9 protein-coding genes are annotated in these 10632 nt (G+C 63.9%); 2 read left to right on the plus strand and 7 right to left on the minus strand.

The features are described 5' to 3' along the window. Nucleotides 1-2: 2 nt before the first annotated feature. The 4 genes from prpE to AC1DMG_RS16020 all read right to left on the minus strand — a co-directional run bounded on the left by prpE (nt 3) and on the right by AC1DMG_RS16020 (nt 4770). Nucleotides 3-1895 carry a propionate--CoA ligase gene (prpE, locus tag AC1DMG_RS16005; RefSeq protein ID WP_441604644.1) on the minus strand — a complete coding sequence of 631 codons (1893 nt, stop codon included), beginning with the start codon at nt 1893-1895 and terminating at the stop codon, nt 3-5. Between the two features lie 126 nt (nt 1896-2021). Next, on the minus strand, nt 2022-2363 hold the full coding sequence (locus AC1DMG_RS16010; protein ID WP_477180755.1) for a hypothetical protein: 342 nt from the start codon (nt 2361-2363) through the stop codon (nt 2022-2024). A 147-nt stretch (nt 2364-2510) separates the two neighbouring features. Continuing rightward, nucleotides 2511-3497, minus strand: a complete 987-nt coding sequence (locus tag AC1DMG_RS16015) for a malate dehydrogenase (RefSeq protein ID WP_441604642.1) — start codon at nt 3495-3497, stop codon at nt 2511-2513. 73 nt (nt 3498-3570) lie between these two features. After that, on the minus strand, nt 3571-4770 hold the full coding sequence (locus AC1DMG_RS16020) for an aminotransferase class I/II-fold pyridoxal phosphate-dependent enzyme (protein ID WP_441604641.1): 1200 nt from the start codon (nt 4768-4770) through the stop codon (nt 3571-3573). A 242-nt stretch (nt 4771-5012) separates the two neighbouring features. Here AC1DMG_RS16020 and AC1DMG_RS16025 point away from each other — a divergent pair, with 242 nt between their 5' ends. Then, on the plus strand, nt 5013-5270 hold the full coding sequence (locus AC1DMG_RS16025) for a GlsB/YeaQ/YmgE family stress response membrane protein (RefSeq protein WP_441604640.1): 258 nt from the start codon (nt 5013-5015) through the stop codon (nt 5268-5270). A 70-nt stretch (nt 5271-5340) separates the two neighbouring features. Here the strand turns inward: AC1DMG_RS16025 and AC1DMG_RS16030 are convergent, their stop codons facing one another. The 3 genes from AC1DMG_RS16030 to AC1DMG_RS16040 all read right to left on the minus strand — a co-directional run bounded on the left by AC1DMG_RS16030 (nt 5341) and on the right by AC1DMG_RS16040 (nt 8314). Then, the gene (locus AC1DMG_RS16030; protein WP_441604639.1) at nt 5341-5772 is read right to left on the minus strand and encodes a YidB family protein; all 432 of its coding nucleotides are present in this window, start codon (nt 5770-5772) and stop codon (nt 5341-5343) included. 160 nt (nt 5773-5932) lie between these two features. Further along, complete coding sequence (locus AC1DMG_RS16035; protein ID WP_477163784.1) at nt 5933-6442, minus strand: peptidylprolyl isomerase; 510 nt, start codon at nt 6440-6442, stop codon at nt 5933-5935. A gap of 93 nt (nt 6443-6535) precedes the next feature. After that, nucleotides 6536-8314 carry a 3-hydroxybutyrate oligomer hydrolase family protein gene (locus tag AC1DMG_RS16040; RefSeq protein WP_441604637.1) on the minus strand — a complete coding sequence of 593 codons (1779 nt, stop codon included), beginning with the start codon at nt 8312-8314 and terminating at the stop codon, nt 6536-6538. 315 nt (nt 8315-8629) lie between these two features. On the opposite strand from AC1DMG_RS16040, the gene typA reads away from it, so the two are divergent. After that, the gene (gene typA / locus AC1DMG_RS16045; RefSeq protein ID WP_477180756.1) at nt 8630-10480 is read left to right on the plus strand and encodes a translational GTPase TypA; all 1851 of its coding nucleotides are present in this window, start codon (nt 8630-8632) and stop codon (nt 10478-10480) included. Nucleotides 10481-10632 lie beyond the last annotated feature (152 nt).

Below are 10632 nucleotides of genomic sequence, written 5' to 3' on the forward strand. Positions count from 1 at the left end.
ACTCAACCTTGATCGGGCCCCCTCTCCAACGCCCTGCGAATCTCCTCCAACGCCGCCGGATCATCCAACGTAGAAAGATCCCCAGGATCCGTGTGCTGCACCAAAGCCTGCAGCGACCGTCGCAGCAGTTTTCCGGAGCGTGTCTTGGGCAACGCATTGACCACATAGATGCGCGCCGGCTTCGCAATCTTGCCCAGTTGATCCACCACGCATTGCTGCATGCCTTTGGCAACCTCCACCGAAGCCTCCGTCACGCCTTGGCGGAGCGTGGCAAACACCACCGGCACCTGCCCCTTCACATCGTCGTGCATGCCGATCACCGCAGCTTCCGCGCAGGCAGGATGCATCGCTACGGATTCTTCGATTTCGCGCGTGCCCAGGCGATGTCCCGCCACATTGATCACATCGTCGGTGCGTCCAAGGATGGTGGTATAGCCATCCTCGTCGCGGATCGCCCAATCCAGCGAGCTGTAGAGCAGTTCCTTGAAGTGGCTGAAGTAACTTGCCACGTAGCGTTCGTCGTTGCGCCATACCGTGGTCAGGCAACCGGGCGGCAGCGGAGGAACAAATACGAGCACGCCCTTCTGGTGCGGTGGCAGTTCCTCGCCGGTGTTCTCGTCGATCACCTTCATGCGATAGCCGGGGCTGGGCAATCCGGGCGAGCCGAATTTCAGCCTTTTCAAATCCAGGCCGGGCATCAAGGTGATCGCGGGCCAGCCGGTTTCGGTCTGCCAGTAGTTATCGATAACGGGTACGCCCAGGCCTTCGGTGGCCCAGTGCGCGGTGGGTTCGTCGAGTGGTTCGCCGGCGAGGAACAACCAGTGCAGTTTCAGCAGGTCGTACTTCTTGAGCCAGCTCGGGTCCTGTTTCTTGAGCACACGCAACGCCGTGGGTGACGAGAACATGCTGTGCACGCCGTAGCGTTCGCACAGACGCCACCAGATGCCCGGATCGGGGTGTGCCGGCAGACCTTCGTATAGCAACGACGTGGCGCCGCCGATYAGCGGCGCGTACACGTTGTACGAATGGCCCACGGCCCAGCCCACATCCGAGGTGGAGAACATCACCTGCCCCGGCTTGATGTCGAAGATCGCGTCGATCGACATCGCCATGGCGACAGCGTAGCCGCCCACGTCGCGCTGTATGCCCTTGGGCTTGCCCGTGGTGCCCGAGGTGTAGAGCAGATAGCTGGGCTCGTTCGATTCGAGCCACTCGACCGGCACTTCGGCGCCCTCATAGGAGGCGCGCAAGCTGGCGTAGTCGAGATCGCGTCCGGCGACACGCGTCATCTGGGGATCGAGTCCACGATCGATGATGAGCACGTTTGACGGCTGGTGTTTGGCTTCCTCGAGCGCAGCGTCGACCAAGGGCTTGTACGGGATGATCTTGCCGCCACGCATGCCCGCGTCAGTGGCAATGAGCAGCGCGGGCTCGGCATCATCGATGCGCAACGCGAGGTTGTGCGCGGCAAAGCCGCCGAAAACCACCGAGTGGATTGCACCCAGGCGCGCGCAAGCGAGCATGGCGAACACCGCTTCGGCGATATTGGGCAGGTAGATCACCACGCGATCGCCCTTGCCTACGCCCAAGGAGGCGAGCACGGCAGCGAAGGTGTTCACTTCACGATAGAGATCGCGATAACTCAGCTCGCGCGTGATCCCGGTTTCGCTGGAGATCGCCACCAGCGCGAGCTGGCCGCCGCGCTCTTCGAGATGGCGGTCGACGGCGTTGTAGCAGAGATTGGTGGTGCCGCCGACGAACCACTGGCGGAACGGCGGATGGGAAACGTCGAGGATGCGCTGGGGTGGCGTATGCCAATGGATGCGCTGCGCCTGCTCAGCCCAGAACGCTTCGGGCTGCTCTATCGAACGCTGATAGAACTCCTCATAGCGCATCGCGATCACCCTCGTTTCAACGGCTGATCGGTCTAGCCTAGATCAGCGCTGCCCAATGGGCTTTGCGACCTTGGTCGAGTCGTGCGTGGACGATCGCCATGCGCGGCGATCATCCACGCGCATAACTTACAGGCAGGACACCGCCGCGTCGCGATAGGCGGAGTTGTAGTCCTTCTTCATGTCCTGGCCTTCGTACATCACGACCAGGGCGCCGGTGCCGTCAGCCGTCACGTTGATCAGTTCATGCGCGCCCTGCTTGTCGTTGSCAGACAGCTCGCCCGACTGGTCCTTGTGCGACATGCTCACTTGGGCAGTTTCGGCCCACTTGGCGCGCACGCATTCCAGATAGGTCGGAATGTCCTTGTTGGTACGGCTGCTCATCTTCGGCGTGGTGTCGCGCAAGCCGTGGGTGCCACCGCAGGCGGTGAGCAGGGCGCAGAGGGAAAGGGTCGCAAGAAGTCGCTTCATGTCTGGGTTCCGGTTAATGCTCCGCCGATTCTACCGTTCCCAGGGCACGCCGCCAGCCACCCCCGGGGAAATGGCTGCCCTGCCCCCAAAAAGAAATGGGCAGCCGAAGCTGCCCATTTCGATCATCGCAAAGCTTGCGCGTGCGACTTACTTCTTGGCGAACAGGTGCTCGACGCCGGCGCGCTCTTCGCGCAGTTCCTTGTTGGTGGCGTCCATGCGGGCGCGCGAGAAATCGTTGATTTCCAGGCCCTGCACGATGGCGTATTTGCCATCCTTCACCGTCACCGGGTAGCCGTAGATCACGCCCGGCTCGATGCCGTACGAACCGTCGGACGGGATGCCCATCGAGGCCCAGTCRCCTTCCGCGGTGCCCATCGCCCAGGTGCGCATGTGGTCGACGGCAGCCGAAGCAGCCGAAGCGGCCGAGGAAGCGCCGCGCGCCTTGATGATCGCCGCCCCGCGCTGCTGCACGGTCGGGATGAAATCGCTCTCGTACCAGGACTGATCAACCAGCGACAGCGCCGGCTTGCCGCCCACGGTGGCGTGGTGCAGGTCCGGGTACTGGGTGGAGCTGTGGTTGCCCCAGATGGTCATCTTCTTGATGTCGGTGCTGTGCTTGCCGGTCTTCTCGGCCAGCTGCGACAGCGCGCGGTTGTGGTCAAGACGAACCATCGCGGTGAAGCACTTCGGATCCAGATCCGGTGCGTTCTGCTGGGCGATCAGCGCATTGGTGTTGGCCGGGTTGCCAACCACCAGCACGCGCACGTCGCGCTTGGCGTGATCGTTCAGCGCCTTGCCCTGCGGGCCGAAGATGGCGCCGTTGGCTTCGAGCAGATCCTTGCGCTCCATGCCCGGGCCGCGCGGACGCGCGCCGACGAGCAGCGCGTAATCGACGTCCTTGAAGGCGACGTTGAGGTCGTCGGTGGCGACCACGCCGGCCAGCGTCGGGAACGCGCAATCGTTGAGTTCCATCACCACGCCCTGCAGCGCGGGCAGCGCCGGGGTGATTTCCAGCAGGTGCAGGATCACCGGCTGATCCGGACCCAGCATGTCGCCCGCGGCGATGCGGAACAGCAGGGCGTAACCGATCTGGCCGGCAGCGCCGGTAACGGCAACACGAACGGGGGCTTTCATCGGAGAAACTCCTTCAACTTGGCTAGCGTACAAAAGACAAAGGCCCACGCCGTACGGCGCGGGCCCAAGACCATCAGGTCAATTCTGCAAAGAACGCCTGGATGCGTTCCAGCCCGGGCTGCAATTGTGCCGTTGGGCAGGTATAGGAAATGCGCAGGGCGCGCGGCTCGCCAAATGCCGAGCCTGGCACGCAGGCCACGCCCGCCGCTTCGAGCAGCACAGCGCACAACTCGACGTCGTCGTTGATGCGCGTGCCCTTGTAGCTCTTGCCGAATGCCACCGAGATATCGGGGAACGCGTAGAACGCGCCCTGCGGATACGGGCACACCACGCCGGGAATCGCACGGAGCGCATTGACCACGATGTCGCGCTTCTCGGCAAATTCCTTGCACTTGGCCTGCGGAATATCCTGCGGTCCGGCAAACGCGGCGATGGCGGCGGCCGTGATCACTTCGGGCAGACTGGTGATGTGGTTGGAGTTGAGCGTGGTGATGGCCTTGGCCACGATTTCCGGCGCGGCGATCAGGCCCACGCGCCAACCCGGCATGCCATAGGTCTTGGACACCGAGTCGACGAAGATCAGTCGATCCTTCAGCTCCGGCCTGGCATGCACGAAGTTGTGATAGCCGATGCCGTCGAACACCATCGAGTTGTAGATGTCGTCGGTGATGATCCAGGTATCCGGATACTTCGCCAGCACGTCGGCCAGCGCGGCGATTTCGTCGCGCGTATAGACCATGCCGGTGGGATTGGACGGATTGTTGAACAGGAACACCTTGGGCTTGCGCGCGAGCGCCGCATCGAGCTGCGCCGGCGTGAGCTTGTAGTTCTGCTCGGGGCCGCAATGCAGGATGTTGGCCTTGGCGCCCAGGATGTCGGCGATGTCGCGATAGGTGGTCCAGAACGGTGCGGCGAAGCAGATTTCATCGCCTTCGTTCAACAGCGCTTCGCCCAGGTTGTACAACACCTGCTTGGCGCCGATGCCGATCGAGAGATTCGCGCGGCCATAGCCGGTGAAACCGAGCTTTTCGATGTGCACCAGGAAGGCATCGAGCAGCGCATCCGCACCGCGGTTGCTGCCGTACTGGCCGGAATCACGCTGCAGCGCTTCGCGTGCGGCGGCATACACATGCTCGCCAGGTAGAAAATTGGGAACGCCAATCGAGAAGCTGATGATGTCGCGACCGGCAGCCTTGAGCTGCTTGGCCTTTTCGGCGATGACCATGATCGCGCTGGGCTTGGCGCGACCGACACGCTGGGCAAGCTGGGGCATGACTTCCTCGTGTATGGGGAACGAAGACAGCAAACCCCACGATTTTAGCATGTGACAGCGCGCCATCCGACGCCCCGGGTTCACCCGATGGTCTAAAGCCCCGCCCATGCGTGAGATGGTCAGGCCCATGCCAGTGACGTTCGTGACTTGCAAAACCGTGCCGTCAACTGGCTGATCTGCCTATGGATTGGCGCACGATGTAAGCCTAGATTCGACCCACCAATGGCCGCCAAGGAACGCATATGCACTGGCTCTGGGTATTCATCGTGGGTCTGGTCGTGGGTCTGATCGCCAAGATGCTGATGCCGGGCAAGGATCCGGGCGGCTTCATCATCACCGCGATCCTGGGCATCCTCGGCTCGGTCATCTCCACCTATATTGGCGAAAAGCTGGGATGGTGGGGCGAGACGGGCCTCGCGCATTTCCTCGGATCGATCGGCGGCGCGATCGTCCTGCTGCTGCTTTATCACCTGCTGTTCAAGCGCAAAGCCAACGCCTGACCTCCTGGCGCAGGGACGCGAAACCGGCGACGCCTTGCGCGTCGCCGGTGTTTTTTTTCAGTGCCTGGACTCAGGCCCGGTTGGCCCCGCCGAACAGCTTGCCTGCCAGCGACGCCAGSGAACCCAGGTCGAAACCACCCTGCCCCTGCGCCGGCAACTGGCCCTCGGGCGTCAGATGATCGACCGCATGCGGCAACACCTGCGAGAGCTGGCCCAGCAGCTGGCCCTGGTCGACACCCAGCTTGCCTGCCGCCTCTTGCAGCACGGTGCCGAGCCCGCCGTTCTGCAGTGCCTGGCCGAGCTGGTCGCCCGACACCGCCTGGTTGCCACCGGTACCGACCCACGACTGCACGGCATCGCCCAGACCGTGCTGCTGCAGCATGGCCACCAGGCCCTGCACACCGCCGGCCTTTTCGATCAGCTGGCCCGCCACGGCCACCAGGGATGAACCACCTGCCGGATTGCCCTGACCGCCGCCGAGCAGATCATTGAGAAAGGACATTACTGCATCTCCTTGGGAATGGGATTGACGCACATCGCTTCTTGCGTGGAGCCGTCCGATTCTAGGCCCCTGTTTCCCACATCGCCATGACAGCGCAGCCACAAAAAAAGCCGCCGTCGATGACGACGGCGGCTTCTTCACGCAATGACGACGAACGGACTCAGCCGCGCTCGTCGAGCACTGCGTTCCATTCCTTCACGCGGTCGGCCTGGGCGGCCAGCAACGCATCGACGTCGCCTTCCACAGTGACTTTCTCGACGATGTCGCCCTGGCGGATCGCATCGACCACGGCCTGATCTTCCGGGCCGAGGATTTCGCCGAACACGCTGTGCTTGCCATCCAGCCACGGCGTGGCGCCATGGGTGATGAAGAACTGGCTGCCATTGGTGCGCGGGCCGGCATTGGCCATGGACAGCACGCCCGGCTTGTCATGACGCAAGGATGCGTCGAATTCGTCTTCGAAACGGTAGCCCGGGCCGCCGCGACCGCTGCCTTCCGGGCAGCCGCCCTGCACCATGAAATCGGCGATGACGCGATGGAACGACAGGCCATCGTAATAGCCGCGACGGGCCAGGTTGACAAAGCTGGCCACGGTCACCGGCGTCTTGTCATCGTGCAGGCGCAGATGGATGGGACCGCGGTTGGTGGTCATGGTGACGTTGATGGTCATCAGGGGATCCTTCGTTGAAAGGCAGCGCGCAACCACAGGCGCCCTGCAAGCACGCAAGGATACCGCAGCTGGGATGAGCCGCCAGCCTCTGGTTCAGCGAGGGGCCTGGGTCCAGGTGGCGGGGAGATCCAGCGCATCGCGAGCCAACGCGTTCGAACCGCGCGGCCGTGGCGATGGCGTCGGCACCAGGGCGGGCCACGGCGCGCCTTCATAGATATGCGACCACAGCCGATCCAGCGCCGCATAGCCGTACGGCAGCAAGGGCACGTGGCGGTCGCCGAAACCGGGGATGGCGAGAAAGGCATCGAAATGCTGGGCGTGCGGCACTTTCCAGTACAGCGGATGGCCGCCCTTGCTGCGCAGCCAGGTGACATAGGGTTCGGAGGTGAACGCCGTCGGCAACAAGCCGTCGGAGGCGCCATGCACCACCCATACCGGCAGGCTGGCGCGTGGTGCTTTCACCGTGGTCGCGGCGACGCCATCGCGCAGCGCCTGCGTGCTCGCATCCCGGTCTTCCCATAGCGAGCGCAAACACAGCACGCCGGGCAGCGTGGGATCGCCGGAACGATCGGCGCCGCCAAACAAACCCACGCCATTCCCGGGCGGAATGCCCGAGGCATCGGCCCACCAGGTGGCACGTGCCGCTGCATCGACCGGCACCGATACGCCTGATGCAGCCACGCCGCCGTAGCGAAATCCGCAAGGCATATCGTCGGGCCCACGACGCATATACGCGGAGGCATAGGCGACCGTGATGGCACGCCACAGATCCAGCGAGGTGGTGGAGGCTGCGGTGGTCATCGCCTCGTCAGTCCAGCCGCTGGCGCGCAGGTGCTCATACGCCTCGGCAGCCTGCGCCGCCACGCGTGTGCCGCTGACCAGCTGGCGCTCATGAAGTTGATGGCAGCGCTGTGCCCAGCGCGGCGGCACCTCACCCTGCGGCGTGCGTGCCATCGGTGCCGCATCGAATCGCGCATCGGCGAGCGCACACGGCAACCAGATCGAGGCATCGGTGGCGTAATCGAACAACGCACGCCCCTGCTCAGGCACGCGCACATTGGGCTCGAGCGCCACGACGCCAGCGAGCATGCGGCCGTCATCCAGTCCCGCCGCCTGCAGCACCGCACCGCCACCATTGGAAAGGCCGGTGGCAATGATGCGTGTGTTGTCCGGCGTAAAAGGCGCCTGGTCGGGGAAGGCGCGATTGAGCATGGCCAGCCCAAATTGCGCTGCCTGCAGGACATGCCGGCCCCAGTCGGCCTCGGGGCTGTCGCCTGAATGGGCGTGCTTCACACCTAGATCGACGCGACTGGCGTGGGAGGTCGGTTCGAATTCCAGTGTGGTCGTGCCGCGCTTGACCCGCGTGCCGTCGAGCGCGACGCCTGAGTCGTTGGCGGGGTCGAAATAACCTGCGCCAGCGGCCTTGTCCGTATAGGCCACCGCGCAGCCGCGCGGCAGGCCCCAGGCGCCAGCCAGCGCAATCGCCCCATAGATGCCGCGCGAACCCGACGACGCCGTTACCACCAGACAACGGCGCGAGCGGTCGAAGTTGTCGGGCGCCTGCAACAGCACGCGGTGCGGCGCGTTTGCCCCCGAAATCCAGGCGAACGCCTGGTATTCGCGGCCGGGCACATCGGGCACTCCACCATAGACATGGCCGTAGCCGCCCAGCGGTCCCAGATCGGCAATGCCCTTCCAGCTCGCCTGGATCGCACGGCGGCGCAATTCGGCGGCCGTGGGCTGCAAGGGATGTGCGATCGGCGATGGCGGACCGGCCAAGCCATCCAGCCCCAGGCCCGCGCTCAGAAGGTCGTCGCCCTGGCGATGCTCGGTCTGGAGCACCTCGCCACGCACGAAATCGGGGGCATGCATGCCGGAATCCTTGGTCAACGGCGGTGCGGCGCACGACGCCAGCAACGGTGCGACCAAGCATATCCACTGGGAAAGGCGATGGCCCATGCCCTCCATCCCTCTCGGGCGACAGGCCGCCCTCGGGATCAGTCCAGCACAGGTTCGGTCGCTCCCGGGTGACGAACCCCTCCCGGAGCGGCCTTAAACCGTCGTCGAGTCACGGTCTGAACAATTTACTAAGACTTTTCAAGCAAGCTGTCACATAACCCCGTATAATTCTCGGGTTATCCCTCCAGAAACCTCACGCGGCGGCTTTATCCCGCCCGAGCCGACCTCATGTCCATCGAAAATCTGCGCAATATCGCCATCGTCGCCCACGTCGACCATGGCAAGACCACGCTCGTCGACCAGCTGCTCAAGCAGTCCGGCACGCTCAATGAGCGCACCGTGCTGGCCGAGCGCGTGATGGACAGCAACGACCAGGAAAAGGAGCGTGGCATCACGATCCTGGCCAAGAACACGGCCATCACCTGGGAAAACAAGAAGACCGGCGCCAAGAACCGCATCAACATCGTCGACACCCCAGGCCATGCCGACTTCGGCGGCGAGGTGGAGCGCGTGCTGTCGATGGTGGACACCGTGCTGATCCTGGTCGACGCGATGGACGGCCCGATGCCGCAGACGCGCTTCGTGACCCAGAAGGCGTTCGCCATGGGCTTCAAGCCGATCGTCGTGGTCAACAAGGTCGACCGTCCGGGCTCGCGTCCGGAGTGGGTGGTCGAGCAGGTGTGGGATCTGTTTGAGAAGCTCGGCGCCACCGATGAGCAGATGGACTTCCCGATCGTTTACGCCTCGGCGCTGAACGGTTACGCCTCGCTGGACGAGAACGCCCGCGAAGGCGACATGACCCCGCTGTACGAAGCGATCATGCAGCACGCGCCCAAGCCGGACGTCGATCCGGACGGCGCCTTCCAGATGCGCATCAGCCAGCTCGACTACAACAACTTCGTCGGCGTCATCGGCATCGGCCGCATCCAGCGCGGCACCCTGAAGAAGGGCATGCCGGTCTCCGTGATCGACCGTGAAGGCAAGAAGCGCCAGGGCAAGATCGGCCAGGTGCTCGGCTTCCTCGGCCTCGAGCGCATCGAGCAGGAGTCGGCCGAAGCTGGCGATATCGTCGCCATCTCGGGCATTTCCGAGCTGACCATTTCCGATACCGTCACCTCGCTGGAAGTGCCTGAAGCGCTGCCGGCGCTGAGCGTCGACGAGCCGATGATCAGCATGACCTTCCAGGTCAACAACTCGCCGTTCGTCGGCAACAAGGATCTGTCGGGCGGCAAGTTCMTCACCAGCCGCCAGCTGCGTGAGCGCCTCGACCGCGAAAAGGTGCACAACGTGGCACTGCGCGTGGAAGACGGCTCCGACGCCGACAAGTTCCTGGTCTCGGGCCGTGGCGAACTGCATCTGTCGGTGCTGATCGAAAACATGCGCCGCGAAGGCTACGAGCTGGCCGTGTCGCGTCCGGAAGTGATCATCAAGGAAATCGACGGCCAGAAGATGGAGCCGATCGAACAGCTGGTGGTCGACATCGAAGAGCAGCACCAGGGCGGCGTGATGGAGCGCCTGGGCATCCGCAAGGGTGACCTGAAGAACATGGTGTCGGACGGCAAGGGCCGCGTGCGCCTTGAATACCTGATCCCGGCCCGTGGCCTGATCGGCTTCCAGAACCAGTTCAAGACCCTGACCCAGGGTTCGGGCCTGCTGTTCCACGTGTTCGACCATTACGGTCCGTACACCCCGGTGGCCATCGCCAAGCGCCTCAACGGCGTGATGATCGCCAACGCCGGCGGCACCACCCCGGCCTACTCGCTTGGACCGCTGCAGGATCGCGGCAAGCTGTTCGCCGCCGAAGGCGACTCGGTGTACGAAGGCCAGCTGATCGGCATCCACGCCAAGGACAACGACCTCACCGTCAACGCCATCAAGCCCAAGCCGCTGACCAACATGCGCGCCTCCGGCAAGGACGATGCGATCCAGCTCACCCCGGCGACCAAGTTCTCGCTGGAGCAGGCGCTGGACTTCATCGACGACGACGAGCTGGTCGAAGTCACCCCGAAGGAAATCCGCATGCGCAAGAAGCACCTGACGGAAAACGACCGCAAGAAGGCTTCGCGCGGCGTGGCTTGATCTTTGGATCAGCGATACGAGTAAAGAAAAGGCCGCCGAAAGGCGGCCTTTTTTATTGCCTCAGCTCTACTGTGGGAGCGCACCCTGTGCGCGACAAACCTACGCAGCGATACACCCAGGCGTGGCCGTCGCGCACAGGGTGCGCTCCCACA

This window comes from Dyella sp. 01N36 (assembly GCF_056399745.1).

Excerpts from the sequence above, each read along its gene's own strand:
- AC1DMG_RS16020 (WP_441604641.1), bottom strand. The coding sequence starts at position 4,770 with ATGCCCCAGCTTGCCCAGCGTGTCGGTCGCGCCAAGCCCAGCGCGATC.
- AC1DMG_RS16025 (WP_441604640.1), top strand. The coding sequence starts at position 5,013 with ATGCACTGGCTCTGGGTATTCATCGTGGGTCTGGTCGTGGGTCTGATC.
- AC1DMG_RS16035 (WP_477163784.1), bottom strand. The coding sequence starts at position 6,442 with ATGACCATCAACGTCACCATGACCACCAACCGCGGTCCCATCCATCTG.
- AC1DMG_RS16040 (WP_441604637.1), bottom strand. The coding sequence starts at position 8,314 with ATGCATGCCCCCGATTTCGTGCGTGGCGAGGTGCTCCAGACCGAGCAT.